Source organism: Bordetella genomosp. 1 (assembly GCF_002261335.1).
Classification (GTDB): domain Bacteria; phylum Pseudomonadota; class Gammaproteobacteria; order Burkholderiales; family Burkholderiaceae_B; genus Bordetella.
Genome location: NZ_NEVL01000003.1, coordinates 90,253 through 109,400 on the forward strand (window position 1 = coordinate 90,253; position 19,148 = coordinate 109,400).

Sequence of the window (19,148 nt, forward strand, 5' to 3'; positions counted from 1 at the left end):
TGTCGCGGACGCGGGGCGGATGGCCTCAGCGCCGCATGAATTCGGGCGCGGCCAGCACGTAGGTGTTGGCATCGCGCAGATTGCGGGTATCGGTGATGGCCTGGCGCGAGGCGGCGGACCAGCGCGCGTACGGGCCCGCGCCGCCTGCGCCGTAGGCGTCGGCCAGCCGCGGCAGCGGCGCGATCTCGGGCTTGGGTTCGCCCTTGCGCTGGTAGAAGGTGGCCGGCACCGCGGCGATCGCGCGCGCGGCCTCGAAGCGCGTGGTCATCTGGCCCGAGCCGGACCAGTCGCTCTGCATCATGGGCCAGCCGTCGGGGGTGAGACGCTGGAACAGCGGCTGTCCCATGCGCTTGAGCCAGTTCGCCACGGCGTCGGGATTGCGGATCGGCTCGCGTCCGGCGTAGGCCAGCCGCAGCGCCGAGTACATGTAGTGCGTCGGATCCTTGAACTTGCCCTGGTCGAGCGACTGCGCGAAGGCCGGCGCGGCGATCATGGTGCGCAGCACCTGCGCGATGTCGCCGTCGGTGCGTTGCCAGGTCTGCACCATCGCGTCGATGAGCGCCTCGGGCGGCGTGTCGGAGACGAAATACACCGCCAGCTTGGTGCTGACGTGGCGCGCGGTGGCGGGGTGGCGCGCCAGCATGTCGAGCGCCCGTTCCACCTCGTCCCAGCCGCCGCCCTTGATGGACTGGCCGAGCAGGGTCTTGTCGCCGCGGTCGTGCCGCTGCGGGTTGAACGCGAACAAACCCTGTTCGACCACCTGGTCGCGCAGCTCCGGCTTGACCTTGAGCGGCGCGTCGGTCTGGTTCAGGCCCACGCCGGTCAGGATGCGCGCCAGTTCCTGCACGTCCTTCTGGCTGTAGCCGCCGTTCACGCCCAGCGTGTGCAGCTCGAGCAGCTCGCGCGCATAGTTCTCGTTGATCCCGCCCTCGGTGTTGCGGATGTTGTCGAGGTAGATCAGCATCGCGGGCGACATCGCCGTGGCGCGCAGCAGATCGCGGAACTTGCCCAGCGCATGCTGGCGGATCGTGCGGTCCTCGTAGTCGGCCAGTACCGTGCCGACATTGGCCTTGCCGGCGTAGACGCTGAAGTGATTCATCCAGAACCAGGTCAGTTGCTCCTGCAACTGGTTGGGCGAGTACAGCGCCAGCCAGATGGCGCGGGCCTGGGTCTCCTCGGCGCGGTCGCGGCCGAAGTCGCGGTTGTCGCGCCGCGCCTGCAGCTTGTCCTTGGGATCCTGGATCTGCTTGATCTCCTCGCCGCGCGCGCGCTGGGCCAGTACCGCCTTGCGCGCGTCGGTCTGGCTGATGGAGAGCGCGGCGATCTCGTCGGCGATGGGGGCGGGCAGGGGGGGGTGTGCGGCCGGCCGGAGCTGCGCGTCGAGCCAGGCCGGGAAACCCATCTCCTGCGCGCGCGCCAGCTCGGCGGGCGTGGCGCCCCAGGTCAGACGGTCGACGCGCGCGGCGAGCTGCTGCGCGGCGTCGCGGGCGGGCGCGGCGGCGACCGGCGCGCGCTGTCCGCCGTTGCCTGCCGCGGCGGGGCGGCCGGCCTCGGCGGACAGCGCGGGCAGGGGCGCGAGCGTGGCGGCGCAGAGGGCGAGCGCGGCGGCGCGCAGTGGTAAATAGTGGCGGTTCACGGCGGGGTCATCCAGGGCATGTCGTAGCTTCTGGACCGCACTATCGCCGAAGAATTCCGCCAGATGCGTGTCGGGAAACGCACCGACACACATGGTCTTTCCCTGTCGAACGCGCGCGCCGGCCTATGATCGGGGCAAAGCGCGGCGCGCGCCCATGCGGCACGCCGTGCGCCACCCAGGAGAACAGGCATTCATGGAAGACATGATCGAGCGCATGTCGGCGCTGCTGGCGCGCGGCCAGGACAACATGTTGTTGCGTTTTACGCTGGGCAAGGCCTTGGCCGAGCACGAGCGGCACGCCGAGGCGGTGCCGCACCTGCGCGCCGCGCTGGCCTTCGATCCGAGCTACTCGGTGGCCTGGAAATGGCTGGGCCGCGCGTTGCTCGCCCAGGACGACCCGGCCGGCGCGCGCGCGGCCTGGGAGGCCGGCGTGCAGGCCGCGCAGTCGCGCGGCGACAAACAGGTGGAAAAGGAGATCGGCGTGTTTCTGCGCCGGCTCGACAAGGCCGGCGCCTGAGGCCGCACGGCGGCCGGCGCTAGCCCGGCAGGGCCCGCGGCAGCGCGGCGAAGGCCTCGATCGCGCGCACCCGGCTCGACTTCAGGTCCACGATGGCCTCGGGATAGCCGGCGGCGCGGCGCTGCGCCGCGCTGGGTTCGTGCAGGCTGTCGTTGTCGAGATCGGCGAGCTCGGGCAGCCAGCGGCGCAGGAACACGCCCTTGGCGTCGAACTTGCGTGACTGCGACACCGGGTTGAACACGCGGAAGTAGGGCGCCGCGTCGGCCCCGGTGGACGCGCTCCACTGCCAGCCGCCGTTGTTGGCGGCGAGGTCGCCGTCGATCAGATGGGCCATGAACCAGGTCTCGCCCAGGCGCCAGTCGATCAGCAGGTTCTTGGTGAGGAACATCGCGCTGACCATGCGCAGCCGGTTGTGCATCCAGCCGGTGGCGAGCAGCTGGCGCTGCGCGGCGTCGACGATGGGGATGCCGGTGCGGCCCATCTGCCAGGCCTCGAGGTCGTCGGGCGCGTCGCGCCACTGCAGATAGACGGTCTCCGGGCGCATCGGCTGGTGCATCGACAGGCCCGGCGAGGCGGCCAGCAGGTGCTGGTAGAACTCGCGCCACAGCAGCTCGGTGATCCAGGTGCGCGGGCCGAGCTTGCCGCTGTCGAGCTCGCCCTGGTTGGCCGAGAGTGCGGCGCGCAGGCACTGCGCGGCCGACACGACGCCCGCCGCGAGATAGGGCGAGAGCATGCTGGTGCCGCGTTCGGCGGGAAAGTCGCGGGCGTCGTGATACGCCTCGATCTCGCCGTCGAGAAAGTCGCGCAGCCGGTCGTGCGCCGCGGCCTCGCCCGCGGGCCACAGCGCCCGCAGCGGCTCGGGCGGGGTCTCGTAGCCGGGAAAATGCGCGGGCAGCGCGTCGCTGGCGAGTGCGGCGCGGGCCTGTGCACGCGGCGCGCGCACCGCCTGCGGCACGGCGCCCTGCAGCCGCGCACGGCAGGCGCGCGCGTAGGGCGTGAACACCTTGTAGGTGTCGCCCTTGCCGGTGAGCACGGTGCCGGGCACCAGCAGCGTGCCGCCGTGATGCAGCGTGAAGTCGATGCCGGCATCGGCGAGCGCCTCGGCCACCATCGCATCGCGGCGCTGTTCGTTGATGCCCCACTCGGCGTTGGCGTGCACCGCCCGGACCTCGTGCTGCTTGCACCAGGCCACCAGCGTGGCGGCGCTCTCGCGCCAATCCTCGACCGGCAGCAGCCGCAGCGCGATGTGGCGCTCGTCCAGCTCCTTCTTGAGCGCATGCAGGCAGCGCAGCCAGAAATCCACCTTGACCGGCGCCTCGGCGTGGGCGCGCCACTGGCCCGGCGCCGGCATGTAGAGCGCCGTGACGGTGCCATCGGCAGCGGCGGCGGACAGGGCGGGATTGTCGTGCAGGCGCAGATCGGTGCGCAGCCAGGCCAGGGTGTGCGTCATGAATGCAGGGCGTCGTTGGGGGCGGGCCGTGGGCCCGGTGCTGCATTCTACGCGGCGCGCGCGGCACCCTCACCGGCGTGCCGCCGCGCTGGCGAGGGCTGCGTATGTAAAAGCTGCGTGCAGTTGTGACCGAAAGGTGACATGACGCGCGAACGGTTGCGCGCGCAGTTTTTGCGCAGGTCTGCGCCGGCCGCCCGGGGGCGCAGCGGCCCGCCGACGGGCCCGCTGCGGGTTTTCCGGGAGGCGGGCGATACGTAACGCGTCAAACCATGAAACACCGTTGGGGACGTGCCTTATTGACGCGGACCCGTGCGCGGTCCTGTAATCCAGGTGCTAGCAAAAGGTTGGAAAGACAAGGCAATGGGACACTTGATGGATTTGCGCTCGCCCTTCAGCAAAGGGCAGGCCCACACCACTACCACGGGCAAGACGGCGATGAGCGCCTTGCAGACGATTTGGCGCGGCGCCAATCTCCCCGATGAGTCGCTCGAGCACGTCGTGCTGCGAGGGACCGAGCCGGTGCTGCCGTCTTCCTTTGCCGTGGGCACCGCGGCCCAGGCCAGCATGGCCGCCGCGGCGCTCGCCGCCGCCGAACTCTGGCACCTGCGCGGCAAACCGCGCCAGAAGGTGTCGCTCGACATGCTGCATGCGGCGCAGGAGTTCCGCAGCCACTTCACCATCAACGGCATTGCCCCCAACATCTGGGATCCGGTCACCGGCCTGTATCCCTGCGGCGACGGCGGCTGGATTCGCATCCATGCCAACTTCGCCCATCACCGCGACGGCGCGCTGGCGCTGCTGGGCTGCGCGCCCGGCGACGGCGGCACGCGCGCGGCGGTCGAACAGGCGCTCACGCGCTGGCGCGCGCTCGACTTCGAGCAGGTGGCGGCCGACGCCGGCATGGTGGTCGCCGCCATGCGCACCTTCGAGGAATGGGATGTCCACCCGCAGGCGCTGGCGCTCGCCGACGAGCCGCTGGTGTCGATCGAACGGATCGGCGATGCCGACCCGCGTCCGCTGCCCAAGTACGGCCACGAGGCGCGTCCGCTGCAGGACATCCGCGTGCTCGACCTCACCCGCATCATCGCGGGCCCGGTCTGCGGCCGTGCGCTGGCCGCCTATGGCGCCGACGTGATGCTGGTCAACTCGCCGCACCTGCCCAACATCGACAACATCATCGACACCAGCCGCGGCAAGCTGTCGGTGCATGCCGACCTCGAAACCGCCGACGGCCGCATCGCGCTGGGCAATCTGCTGCGCAGCGCCCACGTGTTCGTGCAGGGCTATCGGCCCGGCGGCATGGCCGCGCTGGGCTTCGGCCCGGAAGAGGTCGCCCGCATCCGGCCGGGCGTGGTCTACGTCTCGCTGTCGGCCTATGGCTCGCAGGGCCCATGGGCCAACCGGCGCGGCTTCGATTCGCTGGTCCAGACCGCCACCGGCTTCAACCATGCCGAGGCGCAGGCGGCCGGCCAGGCGCAGCCCAAGCCGCTGCCGGTGCAGGCGCTCGATCACGCCAGCGGCTACCTGATGGCGTTTGGCGCGCAGGCCGCGCTGGCGCGCCAGAGCACCGAGGGCGGCAGCTGGCACGTGCGCGTGTCGCTGGCGCGCACCGCGCGCTGGCTGCGCAGCCTCGGCCGGGTCGCCGACGGGCTGTCCTGTCCGATGCCGGACATCGAGGGCCTGCTCGACACCGAACCCTCGGGCTTCGGGTCGCTGCGCGCCGTGCGCCATGCCGCCCGGTTCACCGACACGCCGGCCCGCTGGACCCGCCCGTCGGTGCCCCCCGGCACCCATCCCACCGTCTGGCCCTTCAACTGATCGGACGCGCGCTCACGCGGTAGACTTGCGCTTTACCCATTGCGGCCTGCCGGTCGCGGCGCTTGCCGCGCCGCACGGCCGTCGATCGCCGCGCGCGCCGGCCGCTGCTGGACGCCGTGCGGCTTCATACGAAGGAGTGCGCCATGTCCGCCACCATCTATCACAACCCGCGTTGCGGCACCTCGCGCAACGTGCTCCAGGCCCTGCGTGACGCCGGCATCGAGCCGACGATCATCGAGTATCTCAAGACGCCGCCGTCGCGCCCCACGCTGGCCGGCCTGATCCAGCAATCCGGCCTGAGCGTGCGCGAGGCCGTGCGCGCCAAGGAGCCGCTCTACGCCGAGCTCGGGCTGGACGGCGCGGACGTCAGCGACGAGGCCCTGCTCGACGCCATGATCGAGAATCCCATCCTGATCAACCGGCCGTTCGTGGTGACCTCGCGCGGCGCTCGCCTGTGCCGGCCGGCCGAACTCGTGCAGGAAATCCTGCCCTGAGCGGTTGCACGCGCAAGCTTTGCAAAGGCGGCCGCGGCCGCCTTTTTGTTGCGCGAGCAACGGCCTGGCGCGGCGCGGCGGGTGCGGCCCGCTTCAGCCGGCCGCGGCGCCGCGCTTGCGGCGCGTGCGCGGTGCCGGGGGCGGCGGGGCGTCGCCCAGGATGTCGTCCAGGCGCGCCAGCTTCTCCTGTGCGCATGCGCGCAAGGACTCCACCAGCAGCGCGGTGGCGGCGCTGCGGCGCCGCACCTTGGGATAGACCAGGCCGTAGTGCAGGTTCACCCGGGGCGCAAAGCGCTTGATCACGATGTCGAGGTGGCGTTGCGCGAGCGCGGCCATCGGGTCGGCCAGCGCAATGCCGCAGCCCATGGCGGCGAGCTGGATCGCCATCGTGCTGAACGACACCTCGAGCTCGGTGCGCGGCCCGGCATTGGCGCTCTCGAACGCCGCCATGCAGCGCTGCTCGAGAATGCTGCGGCGGCCCAGGCTGATGTAGGGATGGGCGCGCAGGTCCTGCGCGCGCACCTCGTCCTGCGCGGCGCAGGGATGGCCGGGATGCATCACCGCCACGATCTCGCTCTGGCACAGCAGCTCGGTCTCGATGGCCGGATGGGCCAGCGGCAGCTGCACCAGCGCCAGGTCGAACTGCTGCTGCGCCAGCCACCATTGCAGCTCGGCCGGCATGCGCGCGTTGAGCGCCGCGGCAAAGCCCGGGTGCGACAGACGGCAACGGCCCAGCGCTTCGAGCGCCAGTCCGTCGATGATGTGATTGGCGGCCAGCACCCGCACCCGGTCGCGCCGGCCCTGGCGCATGTCCTCGGCATAGTCGGCCACCGCGTCCTGCGCGCGCAGCAGGCCATAGACGTGCTGGTAGAACGCGCGGCCGTCGTCGGTGAGCTCCAGGCGCCGGCCGGTCTTGCGCAGGATCTCGAAGCCGGCCTCCTCCTCGAGCTGCGCCAGCAGGCGACTGATCTGCGGCTGCGTGCGATGCAGGCGCAGCGCGGCCTGCGCGACGCTGCCGCCTTCGACGAACGCGTGCAGGGCTTCGTAGGCGCGGTAGTTCATGGCGGCGGAACCTCAGGGAAATACATGCGTAATACGCAAGTAATCGTCAAAATTTGGAATTTGAATTATATGTCTCGCGCTCCCAGAATCTGCGTTCATGAGGCGTCCGCCGGACGCAGGAAGCACGCGGGAGTACGGGGCAGTGAAGCAGCAGGAACAGAGTCAGGATCCGATCGTGGTGTGGGGCGGCGGCGCCATCGGCGGCGTGGTCGCCGCGCGCCTGGCCGACGCCGGGCAGCCGGTGGTGCTGGTGGACGTGGTGCCCGCCCACATCGAGGCGGTGCGCGCGCGCGGCCTGGAAATCGTGGGGCCCGACGGCACCCGTACGCGCTCGCCGATGCAGGCCTGCCTGGCCGAGGACTTCCGCGGCCCGGTGTCGCGCGTGATGCTGTCGGTGAAGGGCCAGCACACGGCCGCGGCGGTCTCCGCCATCCTGCCGCACCTGCGCGACGACGGCTGGATCCTCGCGCTGCAGAACGGCCTGACCGAATCCACCATCGCGGAATTGGCGGGCGCGGCGCGCACGATGGGCGCGCTGGTGAACTTCGCCTCCGATTACCTGGAGCCGGGCCGCATCCAGTTCGGCGGCCTGGGCAGCCTGAAGGTGGGCGAGATCGACGGCGGCGACACCGACCGCTCGCGCGCCGCCGCGGCGCTCCTGCGGCACGTGGATCCGGACGCGAGCTGGACCCCGTCGCTGATGGGCTACAAGTGGAGCAAGGTCGCGATCGGCGCCATGCTGTTCACCACCGCCATGTCGAACGACACCATCGTGGCGCTGCTGGCCGAGCCGCGCTACCTGCCGCTGTGGCGCGCGCTGGGCAGCGAGGTGGTGGCCGTGGCACGCGCCAGCGGCGTGGAGCCGGCGCCGTTCGATGGCTTTGCGCCGGATGCGTTCACGCCCGCGGCCGGCATCGGCGCCGCCGAGGCGCAGATGCAGCGCATCGCGGATCATTGCCGCCGCTGGGTGGGCAAGCCGCGCAGCGGCGTGTGGCGCGATCTCGCGGTGCGCAAGCGCCCGACCGAGGTCGATCCGCAGATCACCGACATCGTCAAACATGGCCGCGCCCATGGCGTGGCCACGCCCACGGTGCAGCGGCTGATCGCCATGATCCGCGAGATGGAGGCGGGGCAGCGCGGCTTCGGCAACGACAACCTCGACGCGCTGATGGCGGTGGCCGCATGAGCGACATGATCGCGGCGGACTTCGCGGGCAGTCACGTGCTGGTCACGGGCGGCGCCGGCCACTTCGGCCTGGAGCTGACGCAGGCGTTCGTGCGCGCCGGTGCGCACGTGACCCGCGCCGACCGGGCCGAGCCTGCCGCGGACGACCTGGGGCCGCAATGCCGGCTCGACGTGAGCGATGCGGCGGCGATCGACGCGCTGGTGGCGGGCTGGGACGACGCGGCGCTGCCGACCGTGCTGGTGAACAACGCCGCCATCTTTCCTTTCGTAGACGTGCTGGACGCGCCGCCGGCGCTGTGCCGCAGCATGCTCGACGTCAACCTGCTCGGCCCGCTGCACCTGACGCAGGCGCTCGCGCGCCGCTGGCTGGCCGCCGGCATCCGCGCCGCGGTGGTGAACGTGAGCTCGGCCTCGGCCGAGGTGGCGCGCACCAATGGCGCGATCTACGGCCCGTCGAAGGCGGCGCTGGAGCAGCTCACCCGCATTCTGGCGTTGCGCCTCGCGCCCCACGGCGTGCGTGTGAACGCCGTGCGCCCGGGCATCGCGCAGGGCGCGGCCAGCGCGCCCTTGCCGCAGGCGCACCTCGACAGCATCGCCCGCGCGATCCCGCTGGGCCGCACGATCGCGCCGGGCGAACTCGCCGACGCCGTGCTGTTCCTGGCCAGCGACGCGGCCGGCTTCATCACCGGCCAGGTGCTGTCGGTCGATGGCGGCGGCGGCATCAACCGGCGCGCGCAAACCTGAAATCATCTGGGAGGATCACCATGACGAACAACGACACGCGCTGCGTGACCATGCACGAAGACCGCCGCATCTCGTTCCCGGCCTACGCCTGGCCCGAAGGCAAGCGCTGCGGCGTGGCCTTCACGCTCGACCTCGACGCCGAGTCGCCGTACTTCTGGACCGCGCGCGAGCGCCCGGCCACGAGCCTGGGCGAGCTGGAGCAGCGCCGGTACGGCCCGCGCCAGGGCGTGGCGCGCATCCTCGCGCTGCTCGAGAAGTGGGGCATCAAGGGCGCGTTCTATGTGCCGGGCGTGGTGGCCGCCACCTATCCGGACCTGCTGCCCACGCTGCTGCGCGCCGGCCACGAGGTGGGCTACCACGGCTATTTCCACGAGCGCCTCGACGGGCTCGACGAGGCCGCGCTCGACGACTATCTGCAGCGTTCCATCGACGTGTTCCAGGCCCAGACGGGGCAGGCGCGGCGCGGCTATCGGGCGCCGTCGTTCGAGCATTCGCCGGCCAGTCTCGCGGCGCTGCGCCGCGCCGGCCTGGCCTACGACAGCTCGCTGATGGGCTTCGACCATCCCTATACGATCGACGGGCTGGTGCAGGTGCCGGTGACCTGGACCATCGACGATGCGCTGTACTTCCGCTATACCAACGGCCCGCGCGACAAGACCCATCCGGCCAATCCGAACGCCGTGCTGGAGAGCTGGATCGAGGAGTTCGAGGGCGTGCGCCAGTGGGGCGGGCTGTGCATGATCACCGTGCACGACTGGATCTCGGGGCGCGGCCAGCGCCTGCGCCTGCTGGATCGCTTCTTCGCGCACATCGCGGCCTGCAACGACGTCTGGTGGGCCACGCCCATGACGATCGCCGAGTATCACCGCAGCTCGCCGAACGCCGACGCGTTCGAGGTGAGCGCGCACATCGGCCGGTTCGCGCCGGCCTGACACGACACAAGGGGAAACACATCATGAACCATCGACGTCGCGCCCTGTGCGCGCAACTCGCCGGCCTGCCGCTGCTGTCGCTGGCGGGCGCCGCCGGCCTGCCGTGGCGTGCCGCGCAGGCCGCCTCGGGCTATCCGGACAAGCCCGTGTCCGTCGTGGTGCCGTTCGCGCCCGGCGGCAATACCGACATCGTTGCGCGCCTCATCGGCACCGGCCTGGCCAAGCGCCTGAACGGCAACATCGTGGTCGAGAACAAGGCCGGCGCCGGCGGCAACATCGGCGCGGCCACGGTGGCCCGCGCCAAGCCCGACGGCCAGACGCTGCTCTACAGCACGGCCAGCACCTTCGCCATCAATCCGCACGTGTATTCGAACCTGCCGTTCGATCCGATCCAGGCCTTCGAGCCGGTCGCCGTCACGATCCAGGTGCCGGTGGTGCTGGTGGTCACCGCGGCCTCGGGCATCACGTCGCTCGACCAGCTGGCCGCGCACGTCAAGGCCAGGCCCGAGGCCGCGAGCTATGGCTCCAACGGCAACGGCACCTCCAGCCACATCGCCTGCCACGTGCTGGCGCAGAAGCTGGGCGTGCCCGACCTGCTGCATGTGCCCTACAAGCAGGGACCGCAGGTGCTGACCGACCTGGCCGGCGGGCAGCTGACCTTCGCCTTCGATGCCTGGTCGGTGGTCGGCCCGCAGGTCAAGGCGGGGCGCCTGGTGGCGCTTGCCGTGTCCGGCAGGGAGCGCCTGAAGGCCGCGCCGGAGATCCCGACCGTGGCCGAGGTGCTGAAGACCGATTACGACATCGTCACGTGGAACGCGTTCTGCGTGCCGCGCGGCACGCCGGCCGCCATCGTGACCCAGCTGCGCGAGGCGGTGCAGGGCACCCTGCAGGATCCCGCCGTGCACGATCGGCTCGAAGGCGAGGGCGTGCCCCCCTATGCGCCCATGAGCGCCGCCGAGCTCGACGCGTTCTTCAAGCGGGAATACGAGAAGTGGGGCGCGCTGGTGAAACTCGTGGGTGCCACCGGCATCGCCTGAGCGCGTTGCGATGAACTTTGAAACGACATGGCGGCCCGTGGGCCGCCATGTCGTTTTTGCCGAAGCGGCGGTAAGCCTTACTTCGAGCCGCCCGTGTTCGGGTAGTTCGAGCCCGGGGAGTTGGGCGTGTTGCGGTCGCGCGGCGCAGCGGCGTTGGGCGCCGTCGTCGAGCTGGTGCCGTCATTCGAGCGCATGCCGTCGTGCTTGCCCGTGGTGCTCTTGTTGTGCTGCATGCCGTCGTTCTTGTTGTGCTGCATGCCATCACGGTTCGGCGTGCCCGGCGCCGGGGTCTGCGTGCCCTGGGGCAGCGGCCGGTTCGGCTGTGCGGCGGTCGAATCGTTCGGCGTCTTGGACGGGGCGGTGGGGGTGGCGCTCTGCGCCAGGGCCGCGCCCGAGAAGGTCAGCGCCGCGACGACGGAAAGAGCCAGCTTGCGATTGAGAGTCAGGTGCATGGTGTCACTCCAGTGGGTGCGTACAGGATGCCGCACCCATCCCATGGCAAGCGCCGTGCCCGGGATGCCCGTTTCGCTGAAAAAAGGCACCGCCGCAAGATGATGGTCGCAGGAATGCGAACGATCGCGGCCGCCGGGCCGGCGGCCCGGCGCTCCGGCGCGCCGGTTCAGGAGCGCTTCGCCTTCCAGTCCTGCAGCGCCTTCAGCGTATTGGTGACGTGGTGCTCGGGATTCATGTCGGTGTACTCGTAGAGGATCTTGCCCTCGGGCGAGATCACGTACGAGGTGCGCGTGGCGCGTTGCGGATTGCGGTCGGACACGGCGTCGTAGGCGCGCATGATGCGGCTGTCGCCATCGGCCGCCACGGCGAACTTGCCGCGGCATTCGCTCACCGAGAATTTCTTCAGGGTCTCGATGTCGTCGGCCGACACGCCGATCACGGTGGCGCCCAGCGCCTGGTATTGCTCGATGGCTTCGGCAAAGGCGCGCGCTTCGAGCGAGCATCCCTGCGTGAAGGCGGCGGGGTAGAAGTACAGCACCACCGGGCCCTTGGCCAGCGCGGCCGAGAGATCGAAGCCGAACACCTCGCCGCCTTGCGAGGCCTGGGTCTTGAAGGCCGGGGCGGCGGCGCCCACCGGCAACGCCGCCTGGGCTGCGCCGGCGACGAGCGCGCACGCCAGGGCGAGCGGGGCGGCGCGGCGCGCCAGCGCCGACACGCGGCGGGAAAACGGATCTCGAGACATGGGGTGGCGCTCCTTGCGGCCAGCGGCGACGGGGTTTCTGTCGCAATCCTGGCAGGCCTTGCGTTAATTTATAGACAGATGTTTCGCCGGTCCAGTTTCCGACCGCTCCCGTACACATTCGCTTACGCCGATGCGTTGACCGCCTTCGGCCAATCGGGGAGTCTAAAAGGGTCTCAACCGCGTCGCCACGACAAGGAGGATCTCATGACTCAGTTCAAGAAACCGCGTGTCCGTTCGGTGCTCTCGGCCACGTTGATGGCTGCCATGGTGTTCGGCGCAGGCGCCGCGCACGCCCAATCCTGGCAACCGCCGGCCCAGCCGGGTGCCGCACCCACGGGCACGCCCGCGCCCACCTATCCGGCGCCCGCCCAGCCCACCTACCAGACGCCGCAGCCGGGCTATCAGTCGCCGCCGCCCGCGCCGGCTGCGCCGCGTCCCGGCTACCAGCAGCCCGCGCCGGCCTATCAGTCGCCCCCGCCCGCACCTGGCGCGTCGACGGCGCCGTCCATGGGTACGCCGGCCCCCGCGCCCGTCGCCCTGCCTGGCGATCCGCCGCAGTGGCGCCGCGAGGACGTGACCGACAAGCAGCGCTACGAAACCGCGCGCAAGGAAGCCGTCAACGGCTACGACGAATCGCGCAAGCAGTGCCGCACGCTCGGCGCCGCCGAGCGCAAGGGTTGCGAGGCCGAAGCGCGTCGCAACTACGACAGCGACATGGCCGCGCTCAAGAGCAACTTCGGCAAGCGCTGATCACGCGGCCGGCGGCCCGTCCGCCGGCGCCGCGTGCAAGCAGAACGGCACCGGAATCCCGGTGCCGTTTTTCGTTGTGTCCGCAACCAATCGGGCGGGGTCGCGCGTGGCTCAGTTGCCGCGATCGCCGCGGTCGCCACCGCGTCCGCCGCCGTTGCCGCCGCCGTTGCCACCATTCCCGCCGCCGTGACGTTCGCCACCGCCGGCGGGCGCCTGGCGCGCTTCGCGCTGCGGCGCGGGGCGGCTTTCCTGTTGCGCGGGCCGGCTCTGCTGCTGCGGCGCGGGCCGGCTTTCACGCGGCTGCGTGCGCTCGGCTTGCGGGCGCGGCGCCGGTGCCGCCTGCGGCTGGGGCCGCGGCTGCTGGCCGCCGAATCCGTTGCCCGGGCGGTTGCCCTCGGGGCGCGCCGTGTCGGGGCGATTCTGCTGCGGCCGGCCGGCATCGGGCCGGCCATTGCCGCCGGTGCCGACGCTATTGCCCTGCGGCGGTCGACCCTGCTGCAGCTGGCCGCCGTCCGGACGGCCCGGATTGGGACGCGGCGCGGCCTGGTCGGGTCGGGTGGGTTGCAGCTGTCCGTTGTCCGGGCGGCCCGGATTCGGGCGCGGCGCGGTCTGGTCAGGGCGGCCGGGCTGGGTCTGGCCCGCGTCGGGCCGGCCCGGGTTGGGCCGGTTGCCGTTCTGCCCGCCATCCGGCCGGCCGTTCTGCGGCCGGTTGCCGGAGGGGTTGGCCGCGTTGTTGGTCCATTGCTGCGACGGATTGTTGGTCCAGTCCTGGCCGGGGCGGTTGTTGCCCGGGCGCTGGCCGTCGTCGGGCCGGCCGGGGCCCCGATCGTTGCGATCGTTGCGGTCGTTGCCCGGGCGCGGGTCGTCCCAACGCTTGCCGTCGCGCGGCCCGCCGATGGCGCGGTCGTCCACCATGCGGCCCGGCGCGTTGCCGTGGCCGAAGCGCTGGCCGCGGTCATTGCCGGCCCAGATCGCGTGATCGTGCTGGGCCCGGGTCGGCGGACGATGCTGTTCGTTGCGCGCGGCAAGCTCCTGCGGCGAGGGGCCGCGCTGGATGCCGCGCGGCCCGCCGTGGTAGCTGATGCGGTTGCGGTCGTAGTCGCGCACGTCGACCCGGCGCTCGTACACGTACTTCACGCGCGTGACGTTCACCGTGGTGATGCTGCGGTTGTAGTAGAAGCGGCTGTTGTTCCAGTAGCCGCCCACGTAGCCGAAGCCGAGGTAGCCGAAGCCGTAGTTGATGCCGCCATAGAAGCCGACGTGAGGCCCCCAATAGCCCGGGTGCCAGCGATACCAGCCGCCGTCGAAGGCCCAGTAGCCCGGCGTCCAGAGCGCGCCGGTGTAGGGCGCGATCACCCACGCGCCCGGCACCCAGTAGAAGCCGTAGACGTTGCGCGCCCAATAGCCCGGCACCCACATGTAGCCGTCGCCCGGCACGGCGGGCTGCTGATAGACCGGCAGCGGCGGGGGCGCCTCCTGCGTCGCCGTCATGGGCGCCACATTGGCGGCCGCGGGATCGACGCCCTGTTGCACGGCGCCGCTGTCGTAGGCGGGGTCGTAGCCCGGCGCGTAGGCCGGATCGGCCGTCTGCGCGTGGACACAGGCGGTGAGGGCGGGCAGGGCGGCAGCCAGCACGCCGACGGCGGTGCCGCGGCGCAGGCGCAAAGGGAGGAGACGTACGGTTTTCATGATGCTTTCCCGATGGACCGCACAGGCGGCCCCGAGTCTGGACATGTTCATTAGGCCACCGCGCCGGCGAATCGTGCGCCCTTGTAATGGCTGCGAAACACCTTTTATCGGTGACCGGGCATGACAGATGTAAAGCGGCACGCGCGGCGCACGAAAAAGCCGGCGTCCCGCGAGGGAGGCCGGCTTTCCGGAGTGCGTGCGATCAGTTGTAGCGGCCGCCCGAGCCACCCAGGCTGAACCGGCCCGCGCCGGTGAAGATCAGGGCGATGGCCGTGAACAGGAACATGCCCTGCAGCTCGAGCTGCCAGCCGCCGGTCTGCGGATTCAGCGAACCGAGCTGGCCGGTGTGGGCCAGCAGCAGCGCCACGACCATGTTGACGGCGATGATGAGCGCGCCGAGGCGAGTGTAGATGCCGAGGATGATGAGCAGGGGGCCGAGGATTTCGCCCACGTAGGCGCCGTAGGCGAGGAACCCGGGCAGGCCGTGCGAGGAGAGCATGCCGGCAATGCCGCCCACGCCGGAGCTCAGTTTGGCCAGGCCGTGCAGCAGGATCAGGATGCCCAGGGTCAGGCGCAGGATCAGCTTGCCAGTGTCGTCGGATTTAATCATGGTGGGGAACTCGACTAGAGTAAGTGTTAGGAAGCAGGTGACGGCGCCACGTGCATCGCAGGCGGGCAGTCAGAACCCTGCTGCATCAGAAAGTTCCGAAAAAGCGCGCACATTATTGCAAATTGCGGGCATGTGGAATAGCCATACAAAGGCATGAGCTCATCGCAGCGCATCGCGTTTGTCGTCCCACCATGTCGAGACGGGAATCTCACCCGTGCCTGCCAGCAGGTTGTCGCGCATGTGCGCCACGCGCGCGGTGCCGGGAATGGCGCAGGTCACGGCCGGCTGCGACAGCACGAACTTGAGCAGCACCTGGGCCCACGAGGTGGCGCCGATCTCGGCGGCCCAGCCGGGCAGCGGCCGGCCCGACAGCCGCCGCAGCAGTCCGCCGCCGCCGAACGGCCGGTTGATGAGCACGGCCACGCCGCGCTCGGCAGCCAGCGGCAACACGCGGCGCGCCGCCGCATCGTCGTCGGCCGCGTAGTTGATCTGCAGGAAGTCGAGCTTTTCCTGGCGCAGCACCGCCTCGACCTCGTCGTAGGCGCTGGAGGTGTAGTGCGTGATGCCGAGATAGCGGATGCGGCCCTGCGCCTGCCAGTCGCGCAGCTGCGGCAGGTGCGTGCGCCAGTCGAGCAGGTTGTGGATCTGCATCAGGTCGATGCGGTCGGTGCGCAGCAGGCGAAACGAATCCTCCATCTGGGCGATGCCGGCCTCGCGGCCCTGGGTCCAGACCTTGGTCGCCAGAAAGGTGCGGGGACGCGCGTCGAGCGCCTGCACCACCTCGCCCGTGACGGCCTCCGCGCGGCCGTACATGGGCGAGCTGTCGAGCACCGAGCCGCCCCCTTGCACCAGCGTGCGCACCACGCCTTCGAGCTCGGCGCGGCGCGGGTCGCCCGCCGGAATGTCGAAGCCGATGTAGGTGCCGCACCCGATCACGGGCAGGGCCGCGCCGCTGGCCGGAATCGGACGGCGCGCGAGCGCGGCGGCGGCGCCCTGCGGCGCCTGCGCGCGCGCGGGCAGCATGGCCTGGCCGCCGGCCAGCATGCAGGCGGCCAGGCCGGCGCGCAGCAGGCGCGCCCGTTGGGGATCGGCCGGCGCGTGGCCGGCGGGCGGGATCGGGTCGGGCATCGGGCCTCCGCGTGGAGCCGCCAGACGAGCGCGGCGTGCGGATCAGTAGACCACGCGTGGCGCGCCTTGCCCATCCCCCATCCATGGGGCAGATTCGGCCATGCGCGGCGACCGCCAGCCGGACGCGCGGACCGCGCCGGCCCCGCGCACGCTGCTGCCAGTTTCTGACAGCACGCGGCGGTAGGATGGCCGCCATCGCATCGGCATCCGCCGCTGCTGCACGCGGCACGGGAGGCCGTCATGATCGAACCCAGCTTCACCATTCTGTATGTCGACAGCCCGGCCGCGAGCACGGCGTTCTACCGCGCGGTGCTGCAGCGCGAGCCGGTCGAGGCCTCGCCCACCTTCGCCATGTTTGCGCTCGATTCGGGCCTGCGGCTGGGGCTCTGGGCGCGCCACGCCGTGCAGCCCACCGTGCGGGCCACGGCCGGCGCCACCGAGCTCGGCTTCGTCGTCACCAGCGCCGACGAGGTGGATCGGGCCCATGCCGCCTGGAGCGAACACGGCCTCACCATCCTGCAGGCCCCCACCGACATGGATTTCGGCCGCAGCTTCGTGGCGCTCGACCCCGACGGCCATCGTCTGCGGGTGTTCCACCCGGCCTGAGGGGGCGGGCCGGGCCGTATCCGGTGTTGGCAATGTTTTTCTGTCGGTCAGATATGGGGGATGACGAGGTGGCGCGGATACGCGACATCGTGCACCATGGGGCCGCACCCCGGGGCGCGCACGCCTGCTGCCCCGCGTTCCTCCGCCCTCCGATAGAGACCCCGCCGACAGCCCATGCCGACCCGCCGCTATCACGACGACGCCCAACGCCATCCCATCAAGCCCTATCACGCCACGGTGCTTTCGATACTGCAGGCCGAACGGGCGCAGCGCGTGCTCGACGCCCCGTGCGGGCAGGGCTGGCTGGGCCACGCGCTGCGGCGGCGCGGCGAGCCGGTGCAGGTCGAGGGGCTGTCGCTGTGGGAGTTTCCGCTCGAGGGCGATGGCTACGCCAGCGCGCGCGAGCACGATCTCGAGACGCCGCTGCCGGCGCACTGCGCGGAGTTCGATGCGGTGGTCTGCGCCGAGGCCCTGCACCTGGTGCGCAATCCGGGCCTGCTGCTCGAAGGCTTCGCGCGCGCCGTGCGGCCGGGCGGCCGCATCATCATCACCACGCCCAACACCTGGTACCTGGGCTCGCGGCTGCAGTTCCTGCTGCGCGGCTATCACGCCGGCTTCCGGCCCTCGGTCGGGCGTCAGCGCGGCGAATACATTCCGTTCTTCCCGCTGTCGTATCCGCAATTGCATCTGTTCTTCGAGAGCGTGGGCCTCGAAGACATCCGGCTGCACGAGGTCGACGAGCCCAAGCCGCGGCGCTGGACCGAGCGGATGCTGGCCTGGCCGGCCCGCATGTACCTGTCGGGCCGCCAGCGGCGTGCGCAGGATGCCACCGAACAGAATTATTGGGCCGATGCCGCGCGCGACCAGGCCCTGCACGGACGCTGGCTCGTCATGTCGGCACGCCGCCGGCAAGCCCAATGAAAAAGCGCCGGCGCGCGCCGATCCCGCGCGCGCCGGCGCGACTCACTTGATGAGCGTCACCGGCACGTCGGCAAGGTGGATGACCTTGCGCGCCACCGAGCCCAGCACCAGACCCGCCACGGCGCCCAGGCCGCGCGTGCCCATCACGATGCGGTCGCATCCTTTCTCGTTGGCATAGGCCACGATGGTCTCGCCCAGCTGGCCGGCGCGCATCTCGCTGTGGAACGGCACGCCGCTGGCCTCGACGCGCGCCAGCGCGCCTTCCAGCGCCGTCTTCGCCTCGATCTCGTAATACTCCTGCACCTCGTTGTTGCGCAGGAACATCTTGGCGTGGCCGGACACGATGGGCACCTGCACGTTGAGCAGGTAGAGCTCGGCGCCCGCGCTTTCCTTGGCCATGGTGATGGCGTTGTCGAGCGCGCGCAGGGCGCTTTCGGAGCCGTCGATGGGAACCAGGATCTTCAGCATGATGACCTTCTCCTTTTATGTCGGCGGGGGTCGGCACCGGCGCCCCGTGCGCCGGCGGTCCCCGCTCGGACCTGCCATTCCAGGATAGCAAAGCGGGCGGCACGCGCCTTGCGCGCGATCAAGTCGCACGCAGCCCGCCCGGTGCCGGTGCCAACCCTTGATGCAGATCAAGGAGTGAACCGGCTGGTCGGTTTCCAATGGGACATCCCGTTTTCCACCGGCTTCGCGCCGCTTTGCACCATGGACACTCGTCTCGCCACTCCGCCCGCCGGCAGCCGCGCCGCGCGCGGGCCCCGGCGCCGGCTCTCGCCGGCCCTGCGCATGCACCAGATCCTCGACGCGGCGCTCGATCTGTTCGCGGAGCGCGGCTACGCCGACACGCGCATGGACGACATCGCGCAGCAGGCGCTGCTGTCCAAGGGCGGTCTGTATGCGCACTTCCGCAGCAAGGAGCGGGTGTTCGAGGCCTTGCTCGAGCGCGCGCTCGCGCCGCTGCCGCTCGATGCCGCCGCGCTGGCCGACGAGGCGGCCGATCTGCCCGACCTGGTCGCGCGCTATCTCGACCAGACCTACGCCTGGATGGCCGACCCCGACCGGGTGCGCATCCTGCGCCTGCTGCTCACCGAAAACCACCGCGTGCCCACGCTCATCGCACGCTGGCGCGAGCAGGCGGTCGAGCAGCAGCTGCGCGCCATCACGGCGATGCTCACGCGGGCGCGCGAGCGCGGCCTGTGCCGCGCCACCGTGCTCGACCAGCATCCGTGGCTGGTGCTGTCGCCGCTGCTGCACGGCATCGTGATGTCGCTGCTGCAGGCGCCGCAGGCGGGGCCCGCGCTGGAACAACGCCGCGCCGCGCACGCGGCCCTGCTGATCGAACTGCTGACGCCACGCAACGGCTGAGGCCGG

Annotated in this window: 20 protein-coding genes; 11 read left to right on the top strand and 9 right to left on the bottom strand. The window is 71.1% G+C overall.

Annotation, left to right across the window (positions count from 1 at the left end; all coding sequences use genetic code 11):
* Positions 1–25: 25 nt before the first annotated feature.
* Positions 26–1,636 (bottom strand): DUF1800 domain-containing protein, encoded by a 1,611-nt coding sequence (locus CEG14_RS08910; protein WP_256985617.1) that lies wholly within the window; start codon positions 1,634–1,636, stop codon positions 26–28.
* 193 nt (positions 1,637–1,829) lie between these two features.
* Between CEG14_RS08910 and CEG14_RS08915 the strand changes: the two genes are divergently transcribed.
* Entirely contained in the window at positions 1,830–2,153 is a 324-nt protein-coding gene (locus CEG14_RS08915; protein WP_094826030.1) for a tetratricopeptide repeat protein, read from the top strand.
* Between the two features lie 19 nt (positions 2,154–2,172).
* On the opposite strand, the gene phrB is transcribed toward CEG14_RS08915, so the two are convergent.
* Complete coding sequence (phrB, locus tag CEG14_RS08920; RefSeq protein ID WP_094826031.1) at positions 2,173–3,603, bottom strand: deoxyribodipyrimidine photo-lyase; 1,431 nt, start codon at positions 3,601–3,603, stop codon at positions 2,173–2,175.
* Between the two features lie 360 nt (positions 3,604–3,963).
* Between phrB and CEG14_RS08925 the strand changes: the two genes are divergently transcribed.
* Together CEG14_RS08925 and arsC are read left to right on the top strand one after the other, a co-directional pair.
* Positions 3,964–5,421: a CoA transferase gene (locus tag CEG14_RS08925; protein WP_094826032.1), complete on the top strand. Its 1,458-nt coding sequence runs from the start codon at positions 3,964–3,966 to the stop codon at positions 5,419–5,421.
* Positions 5,422–5,564: 143 nt separating this feature from the next.
* The gene (arsC, locus tag CEG14_RS08930; RefSeq protein ID WP_094827461.1) at positions 5,565–5,915 is read left to right on the top strand and encodes an arsenate reductase (glutaredoxin); all 351 of its coding nucleotides are present in this window, start codon (positions 5,565–5,567) and stop codon (positions 5,913–5,915) included.
* 93 nt (positions 5,916–6,008) lie between these two features.
* Here the strand turns inward: arsC and CEG14_RS08935 are convergent, their stop codons facing one another.
* Positions 6,009–6,977: a LysR family transcriptional regulator gene (locus tag CEG14_RS08935; RefSeq protein ID WP_094826033.1), complete on the bottom strand. Its 969-nt coding sequence runs from the start codon at positions 6,975–6,977 to the stop codon at positions 6,009–6,011.
* Between the two features lie 142 nt (positions 6,978–7,119).
* On the opposite strand from CEG14_RS08935, the gene CEG14_RS08940 reads away from it, so the two are divergent.
* From CEG14_RS08940 to CEG14_RS08955, 4 genes are read left to right on the top strand one after another with little or no spacing between them, the layout of a single operon-like run.
* The gene (locus CEG14_RS08940; RefSeq protein ID WP_179280567.1) at positions 7,120–8,163 is read left to right on the top strand and encodes a ketopantoate reductase family protein; all 1,044 of its coding nucleotides are present in this window, start codon (positions 7,120–7,122) and stop codon (positions 8,161–8,163) included.
* Positions 8,160–8,906: an SDR family NAD(P)-dependent oxidoreductase gene (locus CEG14_RS08945; protein ID WP_094826035.1), complete on the top strand. Its 747-nt coding sequence runs from the start codon at positions 8,160–8,162 to the stop codon at positions 8,904–8,906. Before CEG14_RS08940 ends, CEG14_RS08945 begins: the two co-directional genes overlap by 4 nt.
* Before the next feature lie 20 nt (positions 8,907–8,926).
* Positions 8,927–9,838 carry a polysaccharide deacetylase family protein gene (locus CEG14_RS08950; protein ID WP_094826036.1) on the top strand — a complete coding sequence of 304 codons (912 nt, stop codon included), beginning with the start codon at positions 8,927–8,929 and terminating at the stop codon, positions 9,836–9,838.
* A gap of 23 nt (positions 9,839–9,861) precedes the next feature.
* Positions 9,862–10,875 carry a Bug family tripartite tricarboxylate transporter substrate binding protein gene (locus CEG14_RS08955; protein WP_094826037.1) on the top strand — a complete coding sequence of 338 codons (1,014 nt, stop codon included), beginning with the start codon at positions 9,862–9,864 and terminating at the stop codon, positions 10,873–10,875.
* A 77-nt stretch (positions 10,876–10,952) separates the two neighbouring features.
* Here the strand turns inward: CEG14_RS08955 and CEG14_RS08960 are convergent, their stop codons facing one another.
* Together CEG14_RS08960 and CEG14_RS08965 are read right to left on the bottom strand one after the other, a co-directional pair.
* Positions 10,953–11,327 carry a hypothetical protein gene (locus CEG14_RS08960; protein ID WP_094826038.1) on the bottom strand — a complete coding sequence of 125 codons (375 nt, stop codon included), beginning with the start codon at positions 11,325–11,327 and terminating at the stop codon, positions 10,953–10,955.
* Between the two features lie 167 nt (positions 11,328–11,494).
* Positions 11,495–12,070 (bottom strand): peroxiredoxin, encoded by a 576-nt coding sequence (locus CEG14_RS08965; RefSeq protein WP_094826039.1) that lies wholly within the window; start codon positions 12,068–12,070, stop codon positions 11,495–11,497.
* Between the two features lie 204 nt (positions 12,071–12,274).
* On the opposite strand from CEG14_RS08965, the gene CEG14_RS08970 reads away from it, so the two are divergent.
* Positions 12,275–12,820, top strand: a complete 546-nt coding sequence (locus tag CEG14_RS08970) for a hypothetical protein (protein ID WP_094826040.1) — start codon at positions 12,275–12,277, stop codon at positions 12,818–12,820.
* A gap of 111 nt (positions 12,821–12,931) precedes the next feature.
* On the opposite strand, the gene CEG14_RS26575 is transcribed toward CEG14_RS08970, so the two are convergent.
* The 3 genes from CEG14_RS26575 to CEG14_RS08985 form a co-directional block, all read right to left on the bottom strand.
* Positions 12,932–14,509 carry an adenylate cyclase gene (locus CEG14_RS26575; protein WP_256985618.1) on the bottom strand — a complete coding sequence of 526 codons (1,578 nt, stop codon included), beginning with the start codon at positions 14,507–14,509 and terminating at the stop codon, positions 12,932–12,934.
* Positions 14,510–14,711: 202 nt separating this feature from the next.
* Complete coding sequence (locus CEG14_RS08980; RefSeq protein ID WP_094826041.1) at positions 14,712–15,119, bottom strand: DoxX family protein; 408 nt, start codon at positions 15,117–15,119, stop codon at positions 14,712–14,714.
* 159 nt (positions 15,120–15,278) lie between these two features.
* Positions 15,279–16,247 (bottom strand): aldo/keto reductase, encoded by a 969-nt coding sequence (locus tag CEG14_RS08985; protein WP_094826042.1) that lies wholly within the window; start codon positions 16,245–16,247, stop codon positions 15,279–15,281.
* Positions 16,248–16,487: 240 nt separating this feature from the next.
* On the opposite strand from CEG14_RS08985, the gene CEG14_RS08990 reads away from it, so the two are divergent.
* Together CEG14_RS08990 and CEG14_RS08995 are read left to right on the top strand one after the other, a co-directional pair.
* Positions 16,488–16,853: a VOC family protein gene (locus CEG14_RS08990; protein WP_094826043.1), complete on the top strand. Its 366-nt coding sequence runs from the start codon at positions 16,488–16,490 to the stop codon at positions 16,851–16,853.
* Between the two features lie 174 nt (positions 16,854–17,027).
* Positions 17,028–17,774, top strand: coding sequence for a class I SAM-dependent methyltransferase (locus CEG14_RS08995; RefSeq protein WP_094826044.1), 747 nt, complete (start codon positions 17,028–17,030; stop codon positions 17,772–17,774).
* Between the two features lie 42 nt (positions 17,775–17,816).
* Here CEG14_RS08995 and CEG14_RS09000 read toward each other — a convergent pair whose 3' ends face one another.
* Positions 17,817–18,242 (bottom strand): universal stress protein, encoded by a 426-nt coding sequence (locus tag CEG14_RS09000; RefSeq protein ID WP_094826045.1) that lies wholly within the window; start codon positions 18,240–18,242, stop codon positions 17,817–17,819.
* A gap of 174 nt (positions 18,243–18,416) precedes the next feature.
* Between CEG14_RS09000 and CEG14_RS09005 the strand changes: the two genes are divergently transcribed.
* Positions 18,417–19,142, top strand: a complete 726-nt coding sequence (locus CEG14_RS09005; RefSeq protein ID WP_256985619.1) for a TetR/AcrR family transcriptional regulator — start codon at positions 18,417–18,419, stop codon at positions 19,140–19,142.
* The last annotated feature ends 6 nt before the right edge of the window (positions 19,143–19,148 follow it).